Raw genomic sequence first — 26905 nt, forward strand, 5'->3', positions numbered from 1 at the left:
GCCCTCGATCTTTCGGGAGAAATCACAGGGCAACAGGGTCCATCCCGCGCCCAGTCAGTGTTGACGTGCGCAGTATCTGGTCATGGGTTCTGGGGACAGGTGGGCGGTGCAGTACGGGCGCCACTGGCCTCATCGCCGGCAAGCCGGCCCCCGCTGACACAGCGGAGGCCTTGTTAATTGTGCGAAACAGCGGTGTAACGCACATGTATCGGCCCCAGCTCGCACAGGGCCCGAATACATCAGACTAAAGTCGTAGGCGAAAAGCTTGTCAATATCCCGTCAAAAATATCGCTCACCGATGATAATGCGATGCAACTAACTGTTTTCACGGCACTTATGAAAAGTTCAAAGTATTTATAGAGCAAAAAGATATTACCGAATGTTTCGTTGCAACCTACGCTCCAGCATGTGGGAGCAACGCAGCGATTTGGACTATTCGCCCTGAGAGCGACCCGTCTGCGCGCCGACCAAGAAGCCACAACTACCGTTGTACGGGGGCCGCAAGGGCTTCCCGCTTAGCGATAAAGGGAGGCCCCCGATGCCTAAGCCACCGCGCACCCGCTCCGAGCTGGCCGACGTGTTGTTTCGCTTGCGTCGCAGCTTTTACGCCCTGGCCGCCTTCAGCGGCGTGATCAACGTCATGATGTTGACGCCAGCCATTTACATGCTGCAGGTGTACGACCGCGCCCTGGTGAGCCGCAATGTCACGACCTTGGCCATGCTTACCCTGCTGGTGGTAGGGCTGTTCCTGCTGATGTCGGCGCTGGAGATGGTCCGCACCCGGGTGCTGATCCGGGTCGGTAACTGCCTGGACATGAACCTCAACCGGCGCCTTTTCAGCGCCGCCTTCGAGCGCAACCTGAACCGCGCCGGCGGGAACCCGGCCCAGGCACTGCAGGACTTGGCGCAGGTGCGCCAATTTCTTACTGGCAACGGCCTGTTCGCCTTCTTCGACGCGCCCTGGACGCCGATCTACCTACTGGTCTGTTACCTGATCCACCCGTGGCTTGGGCTGGTGACGACAATCGGCTCGCTGATTCTGGTCGGCCTGGCCTACCTCACGGAAAAAGCCACGCAAAAGCCCTTGGCCGAAGCCAACCAGGCGGCCATGTCGTCGGCCAGCTACGCCAACAACAACTTGCGCAACGCTGAAGTGATCGAGGCCATGGGCATGCTGCCGGCAATCGGCAAGCGCTGGTACCAGGGCCACTTGCGCATCCTGCAGATGCAGACCCTGGCCTCCGACCGCGCGGCACTGATCAGCAGCACCGGGCGCTTCGTGCGTATCACCTTGCAGTCACTGATTCTTGGCACCGGCGCACTGCTGGCGATCGAGGGCAAGATCACCCCCGGCATGATGATCGCCTGCTCGATCCTGACCGGCCGCGCATTGGGCCCGGTGGAGCAGGTGATCGCGTCCTGGAAGCAACTGCTGGGCTGCCGCCTGGCCTGGGGCCGGCTCAACGACCTGCTGCAGGACTACCCGCAACGGCCACCGAGCATGTCCCTGCAGCGCCCGATGGGCATGCTGGCCGTGGAAAATGTGATCGCTGGCGCCCCCGGCAGCAGCACCAGCATTGTGCGCGGGGTGAGCTTCAGCCTGGCCCCGGGCGACAGCCTGGGCATCATTGGCCCCTCGGCCTCGGGCAAATCCACCCTTGCCCGCCTGCTGGTGGGGGTGTGGCCGACCCAGGCCGGCAAGGTGCGCCTGGACGGTGCCGACATCTTCAACTGGAACAAGGCCGAACTGGGCCCGTGGCTGGGCTACCTGCCACAGGACGTGGAGCTGTTCGAAGGCACCATCGCCGAAAACATCGCACGCTTTGCCGAGGTGGACAGCGACGCGGTGATCCGTGCTGCCCGCAGCAGTGGCGTGCATGACATGATCCTGCGTTTCCCGCAGGGCTACGACACCCGCCTGGCCGCCGACGGCAGCCCGCTGTCCGGTGGCCAGAAGCAACGCATCGCCCTGGCCCGCGCATTGTACGGCGAGCCTAACCTGGTAGTGCTGGACGAGCCAAACGCCAACCTTGATGACGTCGGCGAAAAGGCCCTGGTCGATGCCCTGGCCGAACTCAAGACGCGCGGGGCCACGGTGGTCCTCATCTCCCACCGGCCTAACGTGCTGTGCGCGGTGGACCAGATACTGATGCTGCGCGACGGTGGAGTGCACATGCTCGGCAGCCGCGACGAAGTATTCGCAGCCTTGCGCAAGGCTGCGGTGATTCCGGCGACCGCGGCCGCCCCGCTGGCTTCGGTAAAAGTACGGGAGTAACCGATCATGCAGATCATTCAGCACGCCGAATTGATCCCCGCCGAAGCCAACAACCTGATCGACCTGGATGCAGGCCGTCCGGCACGCTGGGGCGTATGGATGGTCATTGCCGGCTTTGGCGGCTTTCTGCTGTGGTCTTGCCTGGCGCCACTGGATGCCGGGGTGGTCGCCACCGGCACGGTCAAGGTCACCAGCAACCGCAAGGCGGTACAACACCTGAGCGGCGGCACGGTCGAGGCGATCCTGGTGCGCGAAGGCGATGTGGTGAAAAAAGGCCAGGAAGTGGTGCGCCTCGATGCCCTGCGCGCGGTGGCCGAACAAGGCGCGCTCAGCGCCCAGTACATCGTCAGCAAAACCGTGGAAAACCGCCTGGAAGCCGAACGCGACGGCCGCGACAGCGTCACGTTCGACCCCGCCCTGCTCGAACACTATGGCAGTGACCCACGCTTGCTGGCAGCCATGGACCTGCAGCAGCGGCTGCTCGACACCCGCCGCGCCGGGCTCGCCGGTGAACTGAGCATCCTCGAAGAAAACCTCACGGCCTCGGCGGTGCAACTCAAGGGCCTGCAGCAGGTATACGGCGCCCGCGCCTCGCAGATCGGCTTCCTCAACCAGGAACTGCAAGGCACCCGCGTACTCGCCGCCGAAGGCTATGTGCCGCGCAACCGCCTGCTGGAGCTGGAGCGCAGCAATGCCGACCTGGCCGCAGGCCAGGCCGAAAACCTCAACAACATTGCCCGGGCGCGTAGCCAGGCCACCGAAATCAAGCTGCGCATGCTGCAACGCCAGCACGACTACCTGAAGGAAGTGGAATCGCAACTGACCGACACCGCCAAGGAAAACACCACCCTGGCCGACCGGTTGCGCGCGCTGGACTATGAAGTGACCCACACGGTGATCCGCTCGCCCATCGACGGCATGGTCCAGGGCCTGAGCATCGCCACGGTCGGCGGCATTATCCAGCCAGGTGCCAAGATCATGGAAGTGGTGCCGCTCGACCAGCCGCTGCAGGTCGATGCGATGATCCCGGTACAGGCCATCGACAAGATGGTGCCAGGCCTGGCCGTAGACATCGCCTTCCCGGCCTTCAACCATGCTCAGACGCCGAACATTCCGGGGCGGGTGAAGACCATTTCCGCCGACCGCCTGCTCGACGAAGAAAGCAAGCAGCCGTTCTACCTGGCCCAGGTGGAAGTGACGCCAACCGGCATGGGGCTGCTGGGCAGCAACCATATTCGCCCCGGCATGCCCGCCACCGTCACCATCAAGACCGGCGAACGCAACCTGCTCAGCTACCTGCTCAAACCCATGCTCGAACGCGTAGACGCCGCGTTCAAGGAGCAATGACATGAAACGCCCATGCCTGCTGTTGTGCCTGTTGGGGGTGGCCGTTCAGGCCAGTGCCATGGACCTGAAGGAAGCCTGGGACCTGTTGCAATACCAGGGCCCGATCTACCGCGCCGCGGTGCATGAGAAACAAGCCGGCGGCGAGAACCGCGCCATCGGTGAGGCGGGCCTGCTGCCGCAGATCAACGCAGCGGCCTACTTCAACAGGGTCAATGGCAGCCAGCGCCAGAATGGCCAGGACAACGACCTGGACTACGACTCCAAAGGCGCCAACGTGCGCCTGCGCCAGCCTCTGTTCAACAAGCAGAAGATGGCCGAGTACCGCCAGGGTCAGCAACGGGCCGACTATAGCGTGGCGGTGTTCGATGCCAAGAGCCAGGACGCCGCCGTGCGCCTGGCCGACGCCTACTTCGATGTGCTGCTGGCCAGCGAAACCATCACCCTGGCCAAGGCCAAGTTGAACGCCTTCGAAGAGCAACTGGCCTCGGCAAAGCGGCGCAAGGAGCTGGGGGCCGGCACCATCACCGATGTCGACGAATCGGTGGCCCGCCGTGACCTCGCCGAAGCCGACCTGATCGAGGCCCAGGACAACCTGATCAACGCCCGGCGCAAGCTGGAGGAATACATTGGCGAAACCCCGCAGTCGCTGACCACTTTGCAGCCAGGCTTCGCCACGCCGCCGCTGATGCCGGGCAACCTGCAGGACTGGCTGGTGAAAGCCCAGGCCGACAGCCCGCTGATTCATGCGCGCCGGCACAACTACGAGCTGGCCGAAGAAGAAGTCAACCGCGCCCGCGCCGGGCACTACCCCACCCTGGATTTCGTGGCGGGCTATACCGCTGGCAGCAGCCAGTCGATATCCGAGTTGAACCAGCGCAACCACTACAGCTCGATCGGGCTGGAGCTGAACATTCCGCTGTACAGCGGCGGCAGTACGAGCGCCCTGACCCGTCAGGCCAGCGCCAACAGTTCCAAAGCCCTGGACGAACTCGACGCAACGCGCCAGGAGGTGATTTCCGACACCACCCGCGAGTACCGTGGCGTGCAGAGTGGCGCCTTGCGCGTTCATGCGCTGGAAAAGGCCGTGGCCTCCAACGAACGCTCGCTGACTTCGACCCGCAAGGGCTTCAAGGAAGGCGGCACCAGCACCAATTCGGACGTGCTCAACGCCGAGGAACTGCTGTATGACGCCCGCCATGATCTGTTCGAGGCCAAGTTGAACTACCTGATGTCACGGTTGCGCCTGGCCTCCTCGGTGGGCAGCCTCGGGGATGACGATATCGAACAGGTCAACAGCTACCTGGGGCCGGAACTCATGGTGAGCAACTGACGCTGACTTCCCATAGCTGCGACGCATTTCTTCGCGCTATGATCGGTCACCCTTGCCGCGGACGTCCTGAACCATGCCCGTAGACCTGCAAGCCTTGTACCCCAGGCTGATCCACCTGATGCTGGATACGGTGTTCGTGGTCGACAGGGACAACCAGATCGTCTTCGTCAGCGATGCCTGCGAAGTGTTGCTGGGCTACAAAGCCTGCGAACTGGTTGGCACACCGATCACCGACTACATGCACCCTGACGACCTTGCAGCCACGCGCGCCTCTATTGTGCGGGTGATGAACGGCCAGGCGCACTACGACTTCCGCAACCGCTATGTACGCAAGGACGGCGGCGTCGTGCACATCCTGTGGGCAGCCAGCTGGTCCGAAGAGGCTCAAGCGCGTATCGGTGTGGCGCGGGATGTGACCGCCTTGCGCCAGGCCGAAGATGAACTGCGCTTCCTCGCCCATCACGACCCGCTGACCCGGCTGGCCAACCGGGCCATGTTCAATGAACGCCTGGACACCGCCCTTGCCACGGCACGGCGACACGATCACACGCTGGCGTTGCTGTTTCTGGACATCAACGACTTCAAGGAAATCAACGATGTGCACAGGCATGCCGTGGGTGACCGGGTGCTGTGCACGCTTGCACGGCGGCTGGAAGGTTGCGTAAGTGCAACCGATACGGTGGCGCGCATGGGCGGTGACGAGTTCACCGTGCTGTTGACCGACTGCCCATCGCCAGAGGCCATCGCCGAGCAGGTAGCCCGTATTCTCGCAGCCATGGCCGAGCCACTCGGCATGGAGTTGTCCGGCATCGACGCGCCCTCCTGCAGCATCGGCGTGGCGTGCTTCCCTGAAGATGGCCACGATGCCGACATGCTGCTGCGCCATGCCGACGGGGATATGTACCGGGTCAAGCGAAAAAACACAGCGACCGGGTAACGATACCCCCTGCGCTTTGGCACCGGGCCTGCATCAGAAGTCTACCGTGGCCGACAACTGCAACGCCCTCGGGTAACCCGGCGATATCGCGCCGTACGAAGCTACGCCCGACCAATACTCGCGGTCGAACACGTTCTGCACCGTTGCCCGGAATGTTGTAGGGCGGCCATCGATCCGGGTGGCATAGCGCGCCCCGACGTCGAACCGTGTCCAGGCATCGAGTGCCTGGGTATTGGCCTGGTCGATGTACTGGCTGTCGGTATAGATAGCACCACCGGTCAGCGTCACGCCCTCAGCCCAAGGTGTATCCCACTCCGCCCACAGGTTGGCCTGCACGTCCGGCACGCCGACCGCTTCGTTACCCTTGTTGGCGGGGGTTGCCGTATCCGTCAGCTTGCCGTCCAGCACCGTCACGCCGCCCAGCAACCGGGTGCCCGGTGCAACCTCACCGAACATGCTCAGCTCGATACCGCGGTTACGTTGCTGGGCCTCGACCGAGAAGCGGCGGTCGGCGCCAAGCTCACCGCTAGGTTTTTCTATCTGGAACACCGAAACTGTGGTCATGAACGTGTTGTGTTCGTACTTCACACCCAGCTCATGCTGCTTGGTCTTGTAGGGTGCAAAGGCATCACCGCCATTGGTTGCCGTGTCCGGTGCGATATCGCCTTTGCTCAAGCCTTCGACATAGTTGTAGTACAGCGCGACGTTTTCCCACGGCTTGACCACCACGCCTACGACGGGGGTAATTGCACTGTCGTTGTAGCGCGTGGTGAACACCCCCGCTGTGTAGTTGCGTGACTCGATTTCCTGCCGGCGCACCCCCAGCGTCAATTGCACGCGGTCGTCGAGTACCGACAAGGTGTCTGTCAGGGCAACGCCGGTCAGCTCGGACTCAGACACCCGGCTCACCTTCGGCGCAGCGATGTATTGCTTGGGCACATCCACCGGGTGATAGATGTTCGAAACGATCTCCTTGCCGAAGTTGATGCCGCGTGACAGCTCATCCTGGTAGCGGGTAGCCATGGCCGTTACCGTATGATTGACCGCTCCGGTTTCAAACAGCGCACGCAGCCCCACATCGGCGGTGGAACGATCGACGTTGAACTTGTAGTAACCGGGGGTGTTGCTGGTGTCGCCCGCCGCATTGAGAATTTTCGGTACTTGGTCGGACATCCGCGCCACATCTGCCCTGCCGCCACCGGCATGTGCAAACACCGTCAGTGAGTCACTGATGTCATATTCTCCACCCAGCAACGCTGATTGTTCGCGGGTATTCGACCAGCCCCAGTCCTGCGGCAGGTTGGTTCGACCACTGGCGGCAGAGGGCACACCGAAGCCAGGCGCTACGGTGAAGGGCCGCGAGGCGGCATCCCAACGCTCTTTCTGGCTGATGAAGTCTAGGTTCAGGCGCAAGCGCTCACCTTGATAGTCCAGGGCGATGGCGCCAATGTCCAAGGCACGCTGCTGGTCATCGATAGCCGTGTCGCCCTGGGCGAGGCTGCCGTTGAAACGCACGCCCCATTGCCGCTGGTCCCCGAAACGGCGGCTGATGTCGAGGTGGCCACCCACCTGGGTGTCAGAGCTGTAGCTGGCGGTGACACGCGTCAAATCCTCGGCGAGCGCGCGTTTGGGCACGATGTTGATCACGCCGCCAACGCCGCTGTTCGGGGAAATACCGTACATCAAAGCCCCCGGCCCCTTGAGCACTTCTACCCGCTCGGCATATTCGGTGAACACGCGGTAATTGGGTGCAACCCCGTACACACCATCGAACGCCAGTTCGCCCAGGTTGCCTTCACCCACCGGGAACCCGCGAATGAAGAACGAATCGACGATGCCACCCGCTTGCCCGGTAGAACGCACAGAAGGGTCACGCTCCAGGGCATCGGCCACGGTAACCGTCTGCAGGTCGGCGAGGGTTTTTGCGGTGTAGCTGGTAACGCTGAAAGGCGTATCCATCACGTCCTTGTTGCCAAGCATGCCTAGCCGCCCACCCCGCGCAACCTGCCCCCCGGCGTAGGCTTCAGGCAAGGTTTCGTGGCGTATGCCATTGGCTTCGATGGTGGTAGCGGCCAGCGTGAGGCTATCACCACTGCTTGGCTGGCGGATCAATTGATAGCTGCCGTTACTCAGCTCCACCAGCTCAAGGCCGCTGCCGGCAAGCAACTGGGCGATACCATCCCGCGCCGAATAGGCGCCGCTAAGCCCGGGGCTGTGCAGGCCATCGGTCAATGCCGGTTCAAACGAAAGCGCAACGCCGCAAGCCAGCGCGAAACTGGACAAGACCCGCCCTAGCGGGCCCGGGGCAATCTGGTAAGTGCGGATGGCCACCGCGTCCAGGGGCTGCGCGACGGCTGGCAGCAACTGGCCAACCCCTGCCACCAGAACTGCGCCAAAAAGGGAGCCGCGCACAGCAACAGCTAAAGCACGCTTACGGAATGGACGACTTGCAACAGGCATGAAAGGCGGGTCCTTCTGGCTGGGAATGGAAGTGTTCATTCCTGTTGCCAGCCGAGATTGAAAAAAGTATCACCCGGGTAGCCGTTTTTTTTGCTGTACCTTGCATTTCAGGGCTGCGCGGGAGAAAGCAGGGTCCAGTAGCCATTCATGTGCGCGGAGACCTGCAAGGCATAGGTCGACTCCAGCATGCTCAGGCTGCGCCTGGTATCGCTGACCGGAAAGGCCCCCGAAATGCGCAGGCCGGCAATGCGGGGGTCGCAGCGAATGAAGCCCCGTTGGTAGCGCGCCAGCTCGGCCACAAATTCGTCCAGCCGCATGCTGTCTGCCAGCAGCATGCCTTGGGTCCAGGCCGTTGCAGTGAGGTCGACCGGCATGGGCCGGCCGACCCTGTGCGCATTGAAATCGACCCGCTCGCCGGCCTGGACAACGGCGCCTGCATTGGCGCCTCCACCGGCGGGTTCGATGCGAACGGCCCCTTCGACAACGGCCAGCCAGGTGCGCCCATCCCGCTCTCGCACACTGAAGCGAGTACCCAAGGCTTGCATGCGCCCTTCCCGTGTTCCCACCCGTAGGGGCCGCGCCGGGACCACGATGTCGGGCGCAGTCTGCACCAGGATTTCACCGCGGCGCAGTTGAATGAAACGCTCGTTGCCATCGAAGCGGATGTCGATTGCAGAGTCGGTATTGAGGTAGACCTGCGTACCATCGGCCAGGGTGAGCTGGCGGCATTCGCCTACGCTCGAGCGATAGTCGGCGGCCCAACCTTGTTGGTCGGCCAGCCTCCAGCTGGCCCAACCTGCCGGAAGCACGGCCAGCAGCAACGCCACCCGGCTGATCATCGCCCGACGGCCGGGGTCGGCCGGGCGGTCGAGTGCCGACATCGACAGCGCCGGCGGTAGACCTTCCAGCTTGCCCATCAGCCGTTCGGCACGCTGCCAGGCCTGCGCACGCGCCGGGCTGCTGCTGCGCCAGGCCAACCAGTCGGCCCGTTGCGCCTCGGTGACATCACCGGCACTCAGGGTCATCAACCACTCGGCCGCTTCTTCAAGCACTTCGGTATCCGCCGGGCCGGCACGCTGGACATCGACCATCTAGTCGACCAGCCTCAAGCACTGGAGAAACGCCTGTTTCATGTAACGCTTGATGGTGATGAGCGATACCCCCAGCTGTTCGGCAATGGCTGCGTACTTCATGCCGCCCAGCTGGGATAGCAGAAACGCGCGCCTGACCAACGGCGGCAAGGTGTCGAGCATGGCATCTATCTCGTGCAGGGTTTCCAGAATCAGCAAGCGGGCCTCGGGCGAAGGCACCTCGGGTTCCGGCAAGTGTTCAAGGGCCTTGAGGTAGGCACGCTCCAGCGATTTGCGCTGGCACCAGTTGGCAAGGATGCCGCCTGCGACACAGCTCAAGTAGGCGCGTGGCTCGTCAAACACCACGGTCTTCGAGGCCAGAATGCGCGCGAAGGTATCCTGCACCAGGTCGGCTGCATCCACCGCGTTGCCCAGGCGCCTGCGCAATCTGGCATGCAGCCAGCCTTGGTGGCCGTTGTAGAGTGCTTCTACATTGCGCAGGTGATTGTCGGAGCCAGGTAGCACGTCGCTCATGGGGGCGATTCTGTTTGCGCAAGTGAGAATTGTTTTCAATATTAAGGTAGCGTTTCAACACAACGCAAGTTCAACTACCGGGACACCACCATGTCTGACCCTGAAAGCACCCTGCTCGACAGTTGGCAGCACAACGCCCAGGCCTGGATCGATGCCGTGCGCAGCGGCGCCATCGAGAGCCGCCGGCAAGTCACTGACCAGGCCATTCTGCTGGCCATCCTCGGCCGTCAGCCCGAACGGGTACTTGACCTGGGCTGTGGCGAGGGCTGGCTGCTGCGCGCGCTGGACGACCGTGGAATCGAGGCTGTGGGCGTCGATGGTGACAGGGCTCTGGTGGATGCCGCACGTGCTGTGGGCGCCGCCGAGGTGCACCTGGCCAGCTACGCACAATTGGCCGAGGGCCAGGTTTACGTGGGCAAGGGCTATGACCTCGTTTGTGCCAACTTTGCGCTGCTGCACCAGGACATCATCCCGCTGCTGGCGGCAATGAATGACCTGCTTGTGCCGGGCGGCGCACTGGTGATCCAGACGTTGCACCCATGGAGCGTGGCCGGTGGGGATTATCAGGATGGCTGGCGGGAAGAATCATTTGCCGGTTTTGCGGGGGATTGGCAACCGATGCCGTGGTACTTCCGTACCCTGGCCAGCTGGCTGAATGCGCTGGACATGGCAGGGTTGAGGCTAGTCAGCCTGCAGGAGCCACAGCACCCGCAGAGTGCGGTTCCGCAGTCGTTGTTGCTGGTGGCTGAGCGCCGCTGATGCATACACGGTCGGTGTAGGAGCGGCCTTGTGTCGCGATGGGCCGCTAAGCGGCCCCAGGTTCTGTGTCGCGGCATCAATTTTTGGGGCCGCTTTGCGGCCCATCGCGACACAAGGCCGCTCCTACACGTTGGGGTCAGAGGACCGGCTTGCGCGCCGCGCCGCTACGGGCCTTGGCCATGGCCGCCAGGCGCACCGCGACGTTGGCCGCGCCGTAACCGGCATAGCCCCCCTTGCGCTGGATGATTTCGAAGAAGAAGCGCTCTTCGAACGGTTCGGTGTACACGTGGAACAGCTCGCCGCCCTGGGCGTCGCGGTCATACAGCACGTTGTAGTACGCCAGCTCGCTGAGGAACTCGTCGTCGAAATCGAAGCGCGCCGCGAGGTCGTCGTAGTAGTTGAGCGGGATTTCCAGCAGCGGAACCCCGGCCAGCTTGGCCCGTGCCACCTCACGGAAGATGTCATCACAATCGAAGGCGATGTGGTGTACACCCGACCCCCGGTAGCTGGACAGCGCATGGGCAATAGCCGTGTTGCGGTTTTCCGAGATGTTCAGCGGCAGGCGCAGGGTGCCGCACTGGCTGCGCAGGGCGCGGCTCTTGACCAGGCCATACGGGTCGGGCAGCACCACTTCATCGTCGGCGGCAAAGTCGAACAGGCTCTTGTAGAACAGCACCCAGCTGTCCAGCGACTCGGCCGGCAGGGCCAGCGCCATATGGTCGATGCGGCGCAGGCCGCCAGTGGCAGTGGCGCTCTTGTCCAGGCTGAAATCGGTGTCGTACAAGGTGTGGCCAGCAGTGCCCTGCTCCACCAGGTACAGCAGGCTGCCGTCCGGTGCACGTACCGCGGGTACTTCGCACTCGTTGGGGCCGACCAGGCCACGGAACGGCTGGCCACGGAAGGCGGTGGCGCGTTTCAAGGCGGCTTGCGGATCCTTGACCCGCAACGCGGTGGCGCACAGCGACGGGCCGTGGGCCTCGAAGAAGTTGTGGCCGAAGGAATAGGGTTCGGCGTTCAGGACAATGTTGATATCGCCCTGGCGCAACAGTTGAACGTCCTTGCTGCGGTGCTTGCCGGCTTCGGCAAAGCCCAGGCGCTTTAGCCAGCTGCTCAGGCGCGCGCCGACGGCTTCGTCGACCGCGAACTCGAGGAACTCCACCCCATCATAGGCACTGGCCGCCGGCGGGGTGAACAGCACGCCAGGTTCGATCGGCGTGTGTTCCTGCTCCAAGCGCAAGCGGGTCTGTTCTTCGAGGTACAGCAGTGAACGCAAACCGTCGGCGGCATTCTGCCGGGTCGGCGCGGCGCGGAAGCCGTCGTTGAAAATTTCCAGCGACAGCGGCCCACGGTACCCCGTGGCAAGGATCGGCGCGAGGAAGCCGGCCATATCCATTTCGCCCTGCCCTGGGAAGCAGCGGAAATGGCGGCTCCACTCCAGCACATCCATGGCCAGGATCGGCGCGTCGGCCATTTGCACGAAGAAGATCTTGTCGCCTGGGATGTCGCGGATCGCGCTTGGGTCGCCCTTCAGCGACAAGGTGTGGAAGCTGTCAAGGATCACCCCGAGGGCCGGGTGGTCAGCCTGGCGCACCAGGTTCCAAACTTGCTGATAGGTGTTGACGTGGCGGCCCCACGCCAGGGCTTCGTAACCAATGCGCAGGCCGCGCTTGCCGGCATGCTCGGCCAACAGGCGCAAGTCGTCGACCAGCAGTTGCTCATCACCCAGGGCATCGGCCTGGACGTTGCTGCACACCAGCACCAAGTCGGTACCCAGCTCCTGCATCAGGTCGAACTTGCGCTCGGCGCGGTCGAGGTTTTTCTGCAGGCGGTCGCGGCGGCAACCTTCAAAATCACGAAACGGCTGGAACAAGGTGATGGCAATGCCCAGGTCGGCACACATCTGACGCACCTGGCGCGGGCTGCCAGCGTAATAGAGCAAGTCGTTTTCGAAGATCTCGACGCCGTCAAAACCGGCGGCGGCGATGGCTTCGAGCTTTTCCGGCAGGGTGCCGCTCAAGGACACGGTAGCGATCGAACGCTGCATGGCGGGAGTTCCTTGTTGTTAGAAAATTACGGTGCCGGTCAGGTAGAAACCACGGGCACAGTTTATGGCACGATCGATTATTCGCAGGTAAAGTCCTCGCTTCAATTCATTTGTACGGAATGGTTAGTTTTGCGTTCGATTATCGCACAAAACCCGTTTTGGCGAATTGCTAGACCGCTGGCCCGTGGTCAACATGAACCACAGACGCAGGCACACCGACCGTTGCCTCCTGCCTTGGCATAACCTCTGGCGGAACCTGCGCAAACAACAATAACAACGGAGACAACGATGGCTCACTCCAGCTCGCAAGCAAAGAAAGCGACCGCCAGTGGATGGATAGGCTCGGCACTCGAGTACTACGACTTTTTCATCTATGCCCAGGCCGCTGCGCTGATTTTCCCGCAGATCTTCTTCCCCAATACCGACCCGAAAATGGCCATCATCGCCTCGTTGGCCACGTACGGCGTGGGCTACCTGGCGCGCCCGGTCGGCGCCTTCGTGTTGGGCCACTGGGGTGATACCCGCGGCCGCAAGAACGTCCTGCTGCTGTGCATGTTCCTGATGGGCCTGTCGACCATGGCCGTAGGCCTGCTGCCTACCTACCACGACATCGGTTACCTCGCACCGGCCTTGCTGGTGGTACTGCGCCTGATCCAGGGCTTTGCCGTGGCCGGGGAAATCTCCGGGGCCAGTTCCATGATCATGGAGCACGCGCCATTCGGCCGAAGAGGTTATTACGCCAGCTTCACCCTGCAGGGCGTGCAAGCGGGCCAAGTACTGGCGGCGGCGGTGTTCCTGCCACTGGCTTACTTCATGCCTAGCGAAGCCTTCACCGAATGGGGCTGGCGCATTCCGTTCCTGATGAGCGCCATCGTGCTGATTGCCGGCTTCATCATCCGTAAGGAAGTGCACGAAACCCCGGCGTTCGTGAAAGAAGAGAAACAGGACAAGGTTGCCAAGTCGCCAATCAGCGAAGCTTTCCGCCACAGCTGGAAGCACATGGTGCTGGTGATGTTCATGGCGCTGATGAACGTGATCCCGGTCGTGGCCACCATCTTCGGTGCCGCCTACGCGGTGCAGCCGGCGTATGGCATCGGTTTCGACAAGAGCGTGTACCTGTGGATCCCGGTAGTGGGCAACATCGTCGCGGTGCTGGTGATCCCGTTCGTGGGTAACTTGTCGGACAAGATCGGCCGTCGCCCGACCATGATCGCCGGCTGCCTGGGCTCTGGTCTGCTGGCCTTCGTCTACCTGTATGCAATCAGCATCCAGAACGTGCCAATGGCGTTCGCCGCCTCGATCGTGATGTGGGGCATGGTGTATCAGGGTTACAACGCGGTGTTCCCAAGCTTCTACCCAGAACTGTTCCACACCCGCTACCGCGTTTCGGCCATGGCCATCGCGCAGAACATCGGCACCATGCTGACTGCCATGCTGCCGGCGCTGTTCGCACTGGTTGCCCCGCCTGGCTCGGACAATATCCCGCTGGTAGTCGGTAGCCTGGCGTTCTTCATCACCTGCGTGTGCGCCTTGGCGGCCTACATTGCCCCGGAAACCCACCGCCTGGCGATGGAAGACCTGGGTAACCCAGCGGCCAAGCCGATGGAGAAGGAAGCGTATGAAGCTAGCCGTAAAGGCAGCTTTCAGGCAGTGAGCCACTGATAGACCGCCGGGGCCGCATTGCGGCCCCGGCATTGTCAGCCTTCAACCACTTCCTGCAAGCGCGTCCAGAGCCGCTCGACATCCCCCCGCTCAGTCGGCAACGCACCAACCGACACCCGCACCATCCACCGCCCATCCAGCGTCGCCGGCGTCACATACGCATCCCCAGACGCATTCAACCGCTCGGCCCAACCCTTGGTATGCGCATCCAGCGCTTCCCCTTCCAGCCCCGCCGGCCGATGGCGAATGCACAAGGTCTGCAATTGCACCGGCGCCAGCACTTCCCACTCTGCTGTAGCCCCCACTTGCCCTGCCAACCACTGGGCATTGTCCAGGTCACGCCGCAGCCGCGCCTGCAACGCGTCAACGCCCTCGCTGCGCAGCATGAACCACAGCTTCAATGCGCGGAACCGACGGCCCAACGGGATCCCCCAGTCACGCAGGTTCTTCACCTCGCCGTCCACCGCCGACTGCAGGTAGCTGGGGTTGGTGCTCATGACCCGGATCAGGTGCTGCGGGTCACGGACGTAATAGATCGAGCAATCGAAGGCCACACCCAGCCACTTGTGGGCATTGACCACCACCGAGTCGGCCAACTCGATGCCGTCCCACATCCAGCGGCACTCGGGCAGAATCATCGCCGAACCTGCCATGGCCGAGTCTACATGCAGCCACAGGCCATGGGCCTGGGCAATTTCGCCGATCGGGCGCAACGGGTCGAGGGCAGTGGTCGTCGTGGTGCCGGTGGTGGCAACTACGGCGCATGGCTGGTTACCGGCGGCCAGGTCTTGCTCGATCGCCGCCTGCAACGCCTCGGGGCGCAGCGCGTAACGCTCGTCAGTGGGGATAAGCCGGATGTTGTCGCGGCCAAAACCGGCCAGCAGCGCGGCCTTGTCCACCGAGCTGTGGGCATGGGCGCTGACATACACGATCAAAGGCTTGGCTTCAGCCTGCAGGCCACCGCGTACCAAGGCGTAATCGGTGGCGCGTTCACGGGCGCTGATAAGCGCTACCAGCGTGCTGGTCGAAGCGGTGTCCTGGATGACCCCGCTCCATTGTCCAGACAAGCCAAGCAGTTGGCGCAGCCAGTCGAGGGTGGTTTCTTCCAGTTCGCTCAGGGCCGGGCTGGATTGCCATGACAGGCCCAGCACACCCAGGCCGGTGCTGAGGAAGTCCCCCAGTACCGAGGACAGGGTGCCGTTGGAGGGAAAGTAACCGTAGAAATCCGGGTGCTGCCAATGAGACAGGCCAGGCATCACCAGCTGGTTGACGTCGTCGAGGATGGCCTCGAAGGGTTCGCCTTGCTGGGGCGCGGCTGCGGGCAAAGCGGCCTTGAGGTAGCCAGGTTCGACCTGGGCCATGACCGGGCGTTCGCCGACGGTTTGGCGATAGTCGGCGATCAGGTCGATCAGTTGGTGGCCGTATTGGCGGAATTGTTCGGGGGTCACGTGGGGGCTCCTTTGGGTGATCCACTGCCACCCAGTCTAGGCACCCGTGCCCAACCGAATAACCCCACGTTGTGCATACCTGCTATGGCGAACCCGCATGCCCGCCTTGCACGCCGAACTGCGACTGGCGCCACAGCTCGAACACGCGGTTGCGGAACCAGCGGTGCTCGGCCGAAGCCTGCAGCCTTTGGTGCCACACCACCCAGTAGCGCTGGCTGTGGTCGATGAAACCAAGCGGCCGCCAGGCCAGGTCATGCAAACGGCATAACTGCCGGGCGATGTGCTCGGGAACCGTGGCCACGGCCTGGCTGTTGGCAATGACTTTCACGGTGGCGGAAAAGAACGGCACTTCCAGGCTGACCCGTCGCTGCAACCCCTGTGCACGCAGGTAGCGGTCGATGAAGCTGTCCTTGTCGCCACCGCCGGAAATGCGCACATGCTTGTGCGCCAGGTAGTCGGCCTGGCTGAGTGCAGCATGCGCTGCCAGCGGGTGGTCGTGGCGCATCAGGCACACGGCGCGGTCTTCACCCAGCAAGCGCCCATGCAGGTTGGGTGGCGACTCGTCGAACAAGGTGGTAGCCAGGTCGATTTCGCCACTGGCCAGCAAGGCATACTGGCCAGCCTGCCAAGTGCGGTACTCCAGCGATACGCCTGGTGCTTCACGCTCCAGCGCCGCCACCAGCAACGGCAGCATGTGTTCGGCTACATAGTCAGAGGCCGCCAGGCAGAAGCGCCGCTCGCAGCGTGCCGGGTCGAACACTGCGGGCTGGCGCAGAGCGTGAAGTTCTTCGAGGACCTGGCGCAGCGGTTCAACCAGCGCTTCGGCGTGTTCGCTGAGTACGTAGCCGCGGCCTTGGCGCACCAGTAACGGGTCGTCGAAGGCTTCGCGCAGGTGGGCTAGCTGCCGGCTCAGGGCCGACTGGCTGACACCCAGGCGGTCGGCAGCGTGGCTGAGGTTTTTCAGCTGCAGCAGGTGGTCGAGGGTACGCAGGTGGGCGAGGCTTAGGGAGGCGAAGGTGGGGTTCATCGAGGGTTCGGCTCCAGACCGCAGGCGAGGGCTTTGCCCTCGTTTCGCGACACAAGGCCGCCCCCACAGGGGAATGCATAACCTGTGTGGGAGCGGCCTTGTGTCGCGATGGGCCGTAAAGCGGCCCGTTACGCAGATCAGTCAGTCAGACCAACGTACACGTTCTGCACGTCATCGTTCTCGTCGATCGCCTCGAGGAACGCTTCAACCTCAGCCAGCGCTTCAGCACTCAGGCTGGCTGCGCTTACCGGGTTTTTCGGGGTGTAGCCGATTTTTGCCGAGGTGACGGTGAAGCCCTGTTCCGGCAGCGCCTTCTGCACTGCGTCCAGGTCGGTGGTGTCGGTGATGAACAGGGTCGAGCCCTCTTCTTCACCTTCCTCGAAGTCCTGGGCACCGGCTTCGATGGCGGCCATTTCCGGATCAGCGTCAGCGCTTGCAGGGGTGGCTTCGATCAGGCCTACATGGTTGAAGTCCCACGCTACCGAACCGCTGGCGCCCAGTTGGCCCTTGCGGAACAGCACACGGATTTGCGCGACGGTACGGTTGATGTTGTCGGTCAGGCACTCGACGATCAGCGGTACCTGATGCGGTGCGAAGCCTTCATAGCTCACCGCATGGTACTGCACGGCATCGCCGTCCAGGCCAGCACCCTTGCGAATTGCCCGGTCCAGGGTCTCGCGGGTCATCGAAGCCTTCTTGGCTTGCACGATGGCCAGGCGCAGGCGCGGGTTCATGTCGGGATCGGCACCCGACTTGGCAGCGATCTGGATTTCCTTGGACAGCTTGCCCATGATCTTGCCTTTGGCATTGGCTGCTGTTTCTCTATGTTTGGCTTTCCACTGTGCGCCCATGTCGACTCTCTTGTTTCAGCGACCGGTTCAGGAAGCGACCGGCCAAAAGTGGGTGCATTTTATACGCCCTCAGGCATGGGATCGACAAGAAATCTCATCAGCCTTTATCGGCCTTGCCCGCCGCCGCCGCAAACCGCGCCAACCGCACATCCAACCGGCGCGGGCGCAAACCGCGATCTTCGGCGTGCTCCTTGCGGCGAATGGCATTGCGCACCAGCAGTGAGCCCAGGTAGCGGATCGGCTCGGGCGGGAACAGGCCCAGCGGCCCTTTGACCAGTGGCGAACGGGTCCACGGGTTGTCCAGCCCCAGCGCCAGCGACGAAAGAATCTGCCCGCCCATATGGCACGGGCCAACGCCGCTGCCGGAGTAACCAAAGCCGTAGAACACGTTGCCCTGCCCGTCCAAGCGACCAAAGAACGGCAAACCGGTCACCGAGCGGTCCGACGGCCCGTTCCAGCTGGCCGCCAGTGGCACCTCGGCCAAGGCCGGGAAAAACCCGCCAAGGCTTTCGCGCAGCAAGGGGCGGTACGGCGACGGCTGGTCGAACACCGGCAACATGCGCCCGCCGTAGGCGAACGTGTTGCCGCCCTTGCCGAGCATCAGCCGGCCATCGGCGGTGTTGTGGTAGTAGTGCACGAAAATACGCGAGTCGAGCACGCTGATACCGCTGTCCAGGCCGATCTGGCTCAACAGCTCGGGGCACGGTTCGGTAATCACCATGTCGCTGGAGACAATCGCCACGCTGCGCTCGAACTGCGGGAAGGCCCGCGCCATCCAGGCATTGAGGCCCAACACCACGCGGTCGGCGCGCAGCGTGCCATGGGCCGTGCGCACCTGCACCGGGGCGCCATGCTCCAGGCCAGTCATGGCGGTACCCTCAAAGATACGCACGCCACGCTGCAAGGCCACCCGGCGCAAGCCACGCACCAGCTTGCCCGGCTGCACGGTGGCGGCGGCCGGCGAGAACCAGCCTTCCAGATGCCGCGCAGAACCTGCCAGGCGCTGCACCTGCTCCAGCGGCAGGCGGCGGAACGAGTTGATACCCTTTTGTTCCAGCGCGGCGATGACGGCATCGGTGGCACCCACCTGGGCTGCATTGGTGGCCGTGTACAGCGTGCCGTCCAGGCGGTAGTCGCAGTCGATGCCATTGGCTGCGCAGAACGCACCAATGTCGCCGATGCTGCGCTCCGACTCACGCACCAGGCGTACCGCCTCGGCCACCCCGAACAAGCGTTCGAGGGTGAAGTACTTGGCCGACCAGGACAAGGCGCAACCACCATTGCGGCCACTGGCACCGGCGCCGCAGATGTCGGCCTCGATCAACACGATATCCAGGGCCGGCACCGCCTCCTTGAGCATCAGTGCCGTCCATAGCCCGGTGTAGCCGCCGCCCACGATGCACACATCGCAACGGGCATCGCCTTGCAGTGGCGGGCACACCGCCTCCTGCGTCGATTCCAGGGCCTGTTGCAGCCAGAAGGGTCTCATTCGCTCGCTTTCCTTTAGGTACGCAGTGGCTTGATTGCCATGCTGGTGTTCGGTGCCACGTCATTGCTTTGCGCGCTGGTGGCTGGGCGGCTGTTCCAATGCGGCAGCAACACCAGCGCGGAGAACAGTGCACAGCCGGCGAACACGATGAACACCGTGACGCCGTCGAAGTAACCCGGCAGCAGCCCGCCCAACACCGCCCCCACCGAACCGCAGCCATTGACGAAGCCGGCCGCGGTGGCGCCGGCCTTGGCGGTGCCGAAGTCGATGGCCGCCGCGCCGCTGATCATCGAGTCCGGCCCGTACAGGGTCAGGCCCATGACAAACAGCAAAGCCACCACCAGGATCACACTGCCGGTGTGCATGGCCGCCATGAACGCCGCCAGGGTCACGGTCAGCAGCACCAGGCTGATCACGCAGGCCGGCATGCGCCGGGCGCCGAACAGTTTGTCGGAGGCCAGGCCGATCATGATCGGGCCAAGCAGCCCGGCCAGCTCGAAGGCGGTCGGGATGATTGCCGCGCCCACCTTGCCCACCGAGGGCATCTGCTCGAAGACGATCACCGGGCCCCACAGCAGGATGGCGTAGCGCGCAGGCTTGAGCAGGAAGTACGCCAGGCCCAGGGTCAACACCGTGCGGTTGCGCATGATCTCCCTCAGTGGCGCCCACACACTGCACAGGTTGTCGGCGGGGGCCATGCTCTGCGGCTCGGGCTCCACCGCCGGCAGGCCGACGTCTTCAGGTTTGTTGCGCTGCAAGAAGAAGAACAGCACCGCCACCAGCGCCACCACGGCTGCGCTGGAGAAGAACGCCGCATGCCAGGTGCCGACCAGGGTATAGGCCCACCAGCCGGCGAATGGCGAGGCCACCAGGCCGCCGAAGGCATAGCAGGAACTCCACAGCCCCAGCACCCGTCCGCGCTGCGAGGCCGGGAAGAAGCTGCCGATGTTCTTGCATAACCCTGCCCAACCGGTGGACTGCGCCAGGCCCTGCACCAGCATGCAGGTGGCGAAGATCGGGAAGGTGGCGTAACTGCCCATCACCACCGCCGCCGCCGCAGAAATCAGCAACCCACCGAGTACCACCACGCGTGGGCCGAAGCGGTCAGCAAGCATGCCCCAGGTGAACTGGCCTACGGCATAGGCGGCCAGGTAGATGGCGTCGAGGTTGGCCATGGCGGCCTTGTCGAGCATGAAGCTTGGGTCTTCGGCGATGCCCAGCTTGGCCACCGAGAAGGCTTTGCGGGTGAAGTAGAAGGCGGCGTAGGCCAGCCAGGTGATAGCGAAAATCTGGATGCGCCAGCGTTTGAACGCGGCTAGGGATTGATTCATGTGAGTCTGACCTCTTGCTCAAGTGTGCCGGCAGAATGTGAAGAAACGCCTGTCTTGTTCTTGTGTTACGCACAGCGATGACAAAGCTGTCATCGGGTCAGATGGCACCGTGTGGGCACCATGGCCCTGGCGGCATTCGTGGTGCCAGCGTCGGGCTGACATGCATGGAAACAGTTGCGCTAAGATAAATAAAATCGATTTATCGTATTACACACATAAGCCCAGCTTGTTACTGAGGTCGTCATGTCGGTTTCCCACGCACAACTCAAGGCTTTCCACGCGGTGGCAGTACACGGCAGCTTTACCCGTGCAGCGGAAAAGCTGTTTCTTACCCAGCCTGCGGTGTCGGACCAGGTGCGCAAACTGGAGGAGCGCTTCGGCGTTTTGCTGTTCCACCGCAACAAGCGCTCGGTACAGCTCACCGACCTGGGCGAGCGCCTGCTGGGCATCAGCCAGCGCCTGTTCGCCTGCGAGGCCGAAGCCCATGACCTGCTGCAGGACTCGCGCGCGCTGCACACCGGCAGCCTGGTGCTGGCGGTGGATGCGCCGGTGCACGTGCTGCCGCAGATCGCCCGGTTCTGCCAGCGTTACCCAGGTATTCAGGTGAAAATCGAGACCGGCAATACTGACGAATCGCTGGCCCGGTTGTTCAGCTACCAGGCCGACCTGGCCTTGCTGGGCCGGGATGTCGACGATGAGCGCCTGCATTGCCTACCGCTGCGCCGCGACCCGATGGTGGCGTTTGTTTCGCACAACCACCCATGGGCCAGCCGTGGGTCGATCAGCCTGGCTGACCTCGATGACATGCCACTTGTGCTGCGTGAGCCTGGTTCAGTGACGCGCCAGACACTGGAGGAAGAGATGCAACGGGCGGGGCTGCGGATTCGTCCGGCGATCCAGGTGGAGGGCCGGGAAGCGGCGCGTGAGGCGGTGGTGGTGGGGATTGGCGTGGGGGTGGTGTCGGCGGCGGAATTTGGCGCTGATGCGCGAGTGTGTGCGTTGCCAATTGTGGATTGTCAGCGGCATTTGACCGAGACGTTGGTGTGCTTGAGCGAGCAGCGCACACGACGCGTGGTGGCGACCTTCTTGCAGATGGTTGAAGAAGAGGCCAGTGCAGGCAACCCGACTATGCTGGGATAACCTCAGCCCACAAACCCACGCCCATGCTCTACCGCCTGGCCGCCGACACCCTGGTGCTGCTACACCTGGCCTTCATCCTGCTGGTGCTGTTCGGCGGTTTGCTGGTGCTCAGGTGGCGCCCTGCCCTGCTCATCCACCTGCCGGCCCTGGCCTGGGGCCTGGCGGTGGAATGCCTGCACCTGGGCTGCCCGCTCACCAGCTGGGAAAACCGCATGCGCAGTGCCGCCGGTGACGCAGGCTACCAAGGGGGTTTCGTCGAGCACTACATCTGGCCGCTGATCTACCCCACCGGGCTGACCCCGCACGTGCAGCTGCTGTTGGGCAGCATCGTGCTGCTGCTCAACCTGTGCATCTACAGCTACGTGGCCTGGCGCTGGCGCCACCCTAGCGGGTAGCGATCACGAACAACCGCGGGAACGGCAACAGCACCTTGCCATCGGTGGCCGGCGGGTAGTCGCGCTGCAGGGCTTGCAGGTACATCTGCAGGAAGTCGACCTGCTCCTGCTCATCAAGCCTGGCCAGGTAAGGCCGCAATGCCGATCCCTTGAACCATTCCACCACCGCCTCGGCGCCGCCGGCCAACGGATGGTGATAGGTGGTACGCCACACGTCCACCCGCGCGCACAGCGGGCTCAGCAGGTCGTAGTAGAACGCCGCGCTGTGCCGTGGCGGCAGTTGGAAATCAGCGAACTTGGCCGCCCAGGGGCCTTGGCTGGCGATTTCGCGCAACTGCCGGTGGGCCGGTTCGTCGAGATTATCTGGCGTCTGCACGGCCAGGCTGGCGCCTTCGCTCAATTGGCGCACCAGGTGCGGATACAGCGAGGCGTGGTCGGGCAGCCATTGCAGCGAGGCATTGGCCAGGATCAGGTCCTGCGGCTCGGGGGCCGTCCAGCCGGCAATGTCGGCGATGACCGTGCGTACCCGCGGGATGCACAGCCGCTTGCGCTCGCGAGCCTTGTCGATCATGTCTGGGTCGCTGTCCAGCGCTGTCACCTGAGCGTCGGGGTAACGCTGCAGCAGCACTTCGGTGGAGTTGCCAGGGCCGCAGCCCAGGTCGGTGGCGTGGCGCACCGGGCGTGACGGGATGGCGGCAAGCAGGTCGCGTACGGCGCGGGTGCGTTCGTCTTCGAACAGGGAATACTGGGTGGCGGACCAGGCCATGTGAAGCTCCTTGGGGCGGACAATGTGTTCAGCATATGCCATCTGTCGCCTGTGGCCACCCTCTAACGGTCCACACACTGCACCATCGCTCGCGGCATCTCGGCATTCCATTGCCGGGACGCAAGCGGTTCAACACCTAAGCGCTGGCAGACACCGGGCGTGGTGTACGCACGCCCCAAAGCCAATAGCCCAGGGATAGCAGGATCAACCAGCCTACCCCGACGTACATGGCCGTGCGGCTGGCTGGGAACCAACCAAGAACGCCAAAAATGAAGACCATGAAAGCAATCGCGCAAGCGGGCCCTACTGGCCACAGTGGCACTCGATAATCCAGTGCAGCAACCTCCTCCTTGCTCATGCCACGCCGCATGGCCACTTGCGACAGCAGAATCATCAACCAGACCCAGACAATGGAGAAGGTGACGACTGCGGCAAGCACCAGGAACAAGCCTTCTGGCACCAAGTAGTTCAATACCACGCCCAGTAGCAGTGCGACACCCATGACAGCAACCGTCATCCACGGCACGCCGAAACGCGACAGTGAGGCGAAGCCGGCAGGCGCCTGGCCGTTTTGCGCCATGCCGTACATCATGCGCCCGGCACTGAAAATGTCGCTATTGATCGCTGAAACAGCAGCGGAAATGACCACGATGTTCAACACGGTGGCCGCGGAACTGATGCCCAGGCCACTGAAGATCTGTACGAACGGGCTGCCGTGGCTGCCAATACCGGTCCAAGGGTAAATGGACATAAGTACCAACAGGGTGAGGATATAGAACAAGAGGATGCGCAACGGCACTGAATTGATCGCCTTTGGCAGCACGCGCTTTGGGTCCCTTGCTTCGCCTGCCGTGATGCCGATCATTTCGACCCCGCCAAAGGCGAACATGACGACAGTGAAGGAAGCAATCATCCCACCGATGCCATTGGGGAAGAACCCGCCGTGGCTCCACAGGTTCGAGATACCGGCAACCGTGCCCGCATCGTCATTCAACTGGATGCCCAGCAGCAGTACAGCCCCGCCTGCCACAATCATGGCAACGATAGCGGTCACCTTCAGCAACGACAGCCAAAACTCCATTTCGCCGAACACTTTCACGCTACACAGGTTCAGCGCCCCGATAAAGAAGACGATCCCGAGCACCCAGATCCAGGCGGGTGTTTCAGGGAACCACAGCCCCATGTAGACACCAAACGCGGTCACATCCGCCAGGCACACCACCAACATCGAGAACGCGTAGCTCCAACCCGTCAGAAAACCAAAGTAACGACCTAGATACTGGCTGGCATAGTGTCCGAACGAGCCAGATACCGGGTTATGAACCGCCATTTCGCCGAGGGCGCGCATCATCATGTAAATGGCTGCACCGCCTATGAGGTAGGCAAGTAAAACAGAAGGGCCTGCCAGTTTTATTGCCGATGCCGAACCGTAGAAAAGCCCGGTGCCAATAGCGGAGCCTAACGCCATGAAACGAATATGTCGGGTAGACAGACCCCGCTTCAGCTGGTGTGAAGATTGAGCGTTCATAGATACCTTCTTGATTTTATTATCAGGTCCGCACAACGCACAGGTTGGGCGGTTTTATCAGGCACGCAGTATTTCAATCATCAAGCCCGTGGCCACAGCACCGGGAACAGTTCATGGTTCATCTTGGCGCCGCTGGCCAGTTGCGTTTCCAGCCCGGGAAACTGTGGCGACGTTTTCCACTGGCGCGGTGCATGAGTAATGTCGTCACCCAGGAAACGCACCGAGAAGGCACGACGCCGACGATTGCCCCCGACACCTCCAGAGGCATGCAAGGTCAGCATGTGGAAGAACACGGCATCGCCTGGGGAGAGTTCCCAGCCGAGAATGTTCCAGGCACTGCGATCGGCCTCGATGTCCGGCAAGTCAGCCAGGCTGCCTTCCGGGAACCATTGCGCCTGGCTGTCGAGAAAGCTGCGCGGCATCAGCCACGGCCCCAGGTGCGAGCCCCCCACGAATTCGAGGGTGGACTCCCTCGCAACAGGGTCGATTGGCATCCACATGCTGCAGTTCTGGCGCCCATCGATGTTGTAATAGGGCTGGTCCTGATGCCAGGGCGTCCGCTGGCGCGTATTAGGCTCCTTGACCAGCAGGTGATCGTGATAAAGCCGGGCTGTCTCGCTGTTCATGAGTTGGGCTGCAACACCCCCTACCCGGCTCTCGAAGATGAACTGACGATAGGCGGTGATATCGCCCCAATTACAGAAGTCTTCAAAGAACCAACCGGGGTCATCAGGACGACTCGCCACCTTGGCGCGCTCGCTTGGGGTTTTCAAGTTCTGTTCAATGCCGGATTCGAGCAGTGCAACTTCTTCCGGCGTAAACAAGTTACGCACGCAAACAGCACCGTCACGCTGAAAAGCCTCGATGGTTTCATCGCTCAGTTGGAATTCTGCGTATTGATTCATAAAGCACCCTTTAGTCTTTTTATTGGGGCAGGCGCACGCAAGTTTTCAAGAGAAATAAGCAAGGTGCACAGCGAGTATTGCTTTTTGGCACCAATAGGAAAAGAATATATTTCCTAATTTTGAGTATAGGAAAAAATGATAGGGTTCTCTTTCAGGCAGCTCGAGTACTTCGTGGCCGTGGCCGAACATGGCAGCATCAGCGCTGCAGCGAGAGCCCGGCACGTTTCACAGCCCTCGGTGTCGGTTGCCATTGCTCAGCTTGAAGAGGCGCTGAATGAGCGGCTGTTCCGGCGCCAGGTCAGCCGTGGGCTGGAGCTGACCTCAGCGGGCACGCGCTTGCTCGCCCAGGCACGCGATATCATTGGCATGGCCATCGCCATGAATCAAAAAGCGGATACGGTGCAAGGCTCACTTCGCGGCAACTTGTCGCTTATCTGCTTTCAAGACTTGGGCCCTTATTACGCGCCCAGGCTGCTGTCGAGCTTTCGCAAGCAGTATCCCGAAGTCGAGGTAACACTGTTCGAGACCGACCTGGCAGGCGTGCACCGCCATCTGAGCGCCGGTAAAGCCGAGCTTGCGCTTACCTATGACATAGGCCTCGATCCCTCGCTGCCGCGTCAGGTGTTGGCCGAATTGAAACCCTACGCGCTCATCGCCACTGACCATCGGCTCGCCCACCTGGCCGCGATACCGCTGCATGAACTGGCGCAAGAGTGTTTGATTCTTGAGGATATCGCGCAAACCCGCGAGTATTTCCTTTCACTGTTTTGGGCGCATAACCTGCAACCGCGTACACAGCAATATACCCAGACCTTCGAGATGCAACGTGGCCTGGTCGCCCATGGCTATGGGGTTGCGCTTTCATGCACCCGGCCTGCTGGGGATCACTGTTATGACGGCACACCGCTGTTGTGCCGGCCATTGCTGGAAGCCGTATCACCGCAAAAAGTGGTGCTGGCTCAATCAGGCATGATGCACCCCTCGCCGGTAGCGGAGGCGTTCAAAAGTTGGGTCGCTCGGGAAATAGCAGTCGGGGCCCCTGCGGGACCGAGTTCACCCTAAAGTTAGTTAAGCTATTGGGGCCGACTTAAACGCGTGATCCTAGATTCAGGTCCATCGCCTGGGACATCAACATAGAACCTTCTCGCAAAGGCTCTGGTAAGCCGCTGTCACAAAATCCGCTTTTTCTGTACAAGCTCATCGCCGGGGAGTCTGCGATCGTCACACCTAACCTGACAGTTTGCGCCCCGCGACTTTCAGCCCAAGCAATAGCTTCTGCTAGCAGAGACCGGCCGACTCCGACCCCTCGCACGGCAGGTTCCACCCACATCTGAAAAATCTCGACGACTCCTGACGCCGCTTCTGAAGCTTTACACCACACCAAACCACAAGGCTCAGCGTGCTGAAAAGCCAAAAACGCCTGTGCGTATTTCGAAGCTGCGACCGCCGAGATACGGGCCGCCCAATCGTCATCACTTCTGGTCACTTCAGAAGCGTAGGTACTTGCGAAGGCAGCGGGTGAGTCTTGCAGAGCCCTCAAGCGCATATCCCGATATAACGGCCAATCACGTGCAGCTATAGGGCGAACGAACACATTGCTAATTCCC

At 62.4% G+C, this 26905-nt stretch carries 22 protein-coding genes; 9 read left to right on the forward strand and 13 right to left on the reverse strand.

Going from position 1 to position 26905, the window contains the following annotated elements; translation table 11 throughout:
* Positions 1-538 precede the first annotated feature (538 nt).
* The 4 genes from DM807_RS21970 (at position 539) to DM807_RS21985 (ending at position 5889) form a co-directional block, all read left to right on the forward strand.
* On the forward strand, positions 539-2275 hold the full coding sequence (locus DM807_RS21970; RefSeq protein ID WP_060492927.1) for a type I secretion system permease/ATPase: 1737 nt from the start codon (positions 539-541) through the stop codon (positions 2273-2275).
* 6 nt (positions 2276-2281) lie between these two features.
* Entirely contained in the window at positions 2282-3622 is a 1341-nt protein-coding gene (locus DM807_RS21975; protein WP_060514859.1) for an HlyD family type I secretion periplasmic adaptor subunit, read from the forward strand.
* 1 nt (position 3623) lies between these two features.
* Positions 3624-4952 carry a TolC family outer membrane protein gene (locus tag DM807_RS21980; RefSeq protein ID WP_012272977.1) on the forward strand — a complete coding sequence of 443 codons (1329 nt, stop codon included), beginning with the start codon at positions 3624-3626 and terminating at the stop codon, positions 4950-4952.
* A gap of 73 nt (positions 4953-5025) precedes the next feature.
* Positions 5026-5889 (forward strand): sensor domain-containing diguanylate cyclase, encoded by an 864-nt coding sequence (locus tag DM807_RS21985; RefSeq protein WP_179027923.1) that lies wholly within the window; start codon positions 5026-5028, stop codon positions 5887-5889.
* A gap of 33 nt (positions 5890-5922) precedes the next feature.
* Here the strand turns inward: DM807_RS21985 and DM807_RS21990 are convergent, their stop codons facing one another.
* From DM807_RS21990 to DM807_RS22000, 3 genes are all read right to left on the reverse strand, one after another.
* Entirely contained in the window at positions 5923-8349 is a 2427-nt protein-coding gene (locus DM807_RS21990; RefSeq protein WP_179027924.1) for a TonB-dependent receptor, read from the reverse strand.
* Positions 8350-8456: 107 nt separating this feature from the next.
* The gene (locus DM807_RS21995) at positions 8457-9440 is read right to left on the reverse strand and encodes a FecR domain-containing protein (RefSeq protein WP_179027925.1); all 984 of its coding nucleotides are present in this window, start codon (positions 9438-9440) and stop codon (positions 8457-8459) included.
* Complete coding sequence (locus DM807_RS22000; protein ID WP_012272981.1) at positions 9441-9953, reverse strand: sigma-70 family RNA polymerase sigma factor; 513 nt, start codon at positions 9951-9953, stop codon at positions 9441-9443.
* A gap of 90 nt (positions 9954-10043) precedes the next feature.
* Here DM807_RS22000 and DM807_RS22005 point away from each other — a divergent pair, with 90 nt between their 5' ends.
* Positions 10044-10712, forward strand: coding sequence for a class I SAM-dependent methyltransferase (locus tag DM807_RS22005; protein WP_060493911.1), 669 nt, complete (start codon positions 10044-10046; stop codon positions 10710-10712).
* A gap of 136 nt (positions 10713-10848) precedes the next feature.
* On the opposite strand, the gene quiC is transcribed toward DM807_RS22005, so the two are convergent.
* Positions 10849-12756 carry a 3-dehydroshikimate dehydratase QuiC gene (quiC, locus tag DM807_RS22010; RefSeq protein ID WP_179027926.1) on the reverse strand — a complete coding sequence of 636 codons (1908 nt, stop codon included), beginning with the start codon at positions 12754-12756 and terminating at the stop codon, positions 10849-10851.
* Between the two features lie 288 nt (positions 12757-13044).
* Between quiC and DM807_RS22015 the strand changes: the two genes are divergently transcribed.
* Positions 13045-14418, forward strand: coding sequence for an MFS transporter (locus tag DM807_RS22015; protein ID WP_012272984.1), 1374 nt, complete (start codon positions 13045-13047; stop codon positions 14416-14418).
* A gap of 35 nt (positions 14419-14453) precedes the next feature.
* On the opposite strand, the gene DM807_RS22020 is transcribed toward DM807_RS22015, so the two are convergent.
* From DM807_RS22020 to DM807_RS22040, 5 genes are all read right to left on the reverse strand, one after another.
* Positions 14454-15866, reverse strand: a complete 1413-nt coding sequence (locus DM807_RS22020) for a DOPA decarboxylase (RefSeq protein ID WP_179027927.1) — start codon at positions 15864-15866, stop codon at positions 14454-14456.
* Between the two features lie 82 nt (positions 15867-15948).
* Entirely contained in the window at positions 15949-16893 is a 945-nt protein-coding gene (locus DM807_RS22025) for a LysR family transcriptional regulator (RefSeq protein ID WP_179027928.1), read from the reverse strand.
* 137 nt (positions 16894-17030) lie between these two features.
* On the reverse strand, positions 17031-17744 hold the full coding sequence (locus DM807_RS22030) for a YebC/PmpR family DNA-binding transcriptional regulator (RefSeq protein WP_012272987.1): 714 nt from the start codon (positions 17742-17744) through the stop codon (positions 17031-17033).
* Between the two features lie 97 nt (positions 17745-17841).
* Positions 17842-19233: an FAD-dependent oxidoreductase gene (locus DM807_RS22035; protein ID WP_012272988.1), complete on the reverse strand. Its 1392-nt coding sequence runs from the start codon at positions 19231-19233 to the stop codon at positions 17842-17844.
* A 14-nt stretch (positions 19234-19247) separates the two neighbouring features.
* Positions 19248-20564 (reverse strand): MFS transporter, encoded by a 1317-nt coding sequence (locus DM807_RS22040; RefSeq protein WP_060493914.1) that lies wholly within the window; start codon positions 20562-20564, stop codon positions 19248-19250.
* 243 nt (positions 20565-20807) lie between these two features.
* On the opposite strand from DM807_RS22040, the gene DM807_RS22045 reads away from it, so the two are divergent.
* Positions 20808-21704 carry a LysR substrate-binding domain-containing protein gene (locus DM807_RS22045; RefSeq protein WP_012272990.1) on the forward strand — a complete coding sequence of 299 codons (897 nt, stop codon included), beginning with the start codon at positions 20808-20810 and terminating at the stop codon, positions 21702-21704.
* 23 nt (positions 21705-21727) lie between these two features.
* On the forward strand, positions 21728-22099 hold the full coding sequence (locus DM807_RS22050; protein ID WP_012272991.1) for a DUF2784 domain-containing protein: 372 nt from the start codon (positions 21728-21730) through the stop codon (positions 22097-22099).
* Here the strand turns inward: DM807_RS22050 and tam are convergent.
* The 3 genes from tam to DM807_RS22065 form a co-directional block, all read right to left on the reverse strand.
* The gene (tam, locus tag DM807_RS22055) at positions 22089-22865 is read right to left on the reverse strand and encodes a trans-aconitate 2-methyltransferase (protein ID WP_012272992.1); all 777 of its coding nucleotides are present in this window, start codon (positions 22863-22865) and stop codon (positions 22089-22091) included. The genes DM807_RS22050 and tam overlap by 11 nt on opposite strands.
* A gap of 136 nt (positions 22866-23001) precedes the next feature.
* The gene (locus DM807_RS22060; RefSeq protein ID WP_012272993.1) at positions 23002-24393 is read right to left on the reverse strand and encodes an amino acid permease; all 1392 of its coding nucleotides are present in this window, start codon (positions 24391-24393) and stop codon (positions 23002-23004) included.
* An 80-nt stretch (positions 24394-24473) separates the two neighbouring features.
* Positions 24474-25298 carry a phytanoyl-CoA dioxygenase family protein gene (locus DM807_RS22065; protein WP_012272994.1) on the reverse strand — a complete coding sequence of 275 codons (825 nt, stop codon included), beginning with the start codon at positions 25296-25298 and terminating at the stop codon, positions 24474-24476.
* 135 nt (positions 25299-25433) lie between these two features.
* Between DM807_RS22065 and DM807_RS22070 the strand changes: the two genes are divergently transcribed.
* Positions 25434-26360, forward strand: a complete 927-nt coding sequence (locus DM807_RS22070) for a LysR family transcriptional regulator (protein WP_012272995.1) — start codon at positions 25434-25436, stop codon at positions 26358-26360.
* A 25-nt stretch (positions 26361-26385) separates the two neighbouring features.
* Here the strand turns inward: DM807_RS22070 and DM807_RS22075 are convergent, their stop codons facing one another.
* Positions 26386-26844: a GNAT family N-acetyltransferase gene (locus DM807_RS22075; RefSeq protein WP_071984781.1), complete on the reverse strand. Its 459-nt coding sequence runs from the start codon at positions 26842-26844 to the stop codon at positions 26386-26388.
* Positions 26845-26905: the final 61 nt, after the last annotated feature.

The organism is Pseudomonas hunanensis (assembly GCF_013393325.1).
In the GTDB taxonomy this organism is placed as follows: Bacteria; Pseudomonadota; Gammaproteobacteria; order Pseudomonadales; family Pseudomonadaceae; genus Aquipseudomonas; species Aquipseudomonas putida_P.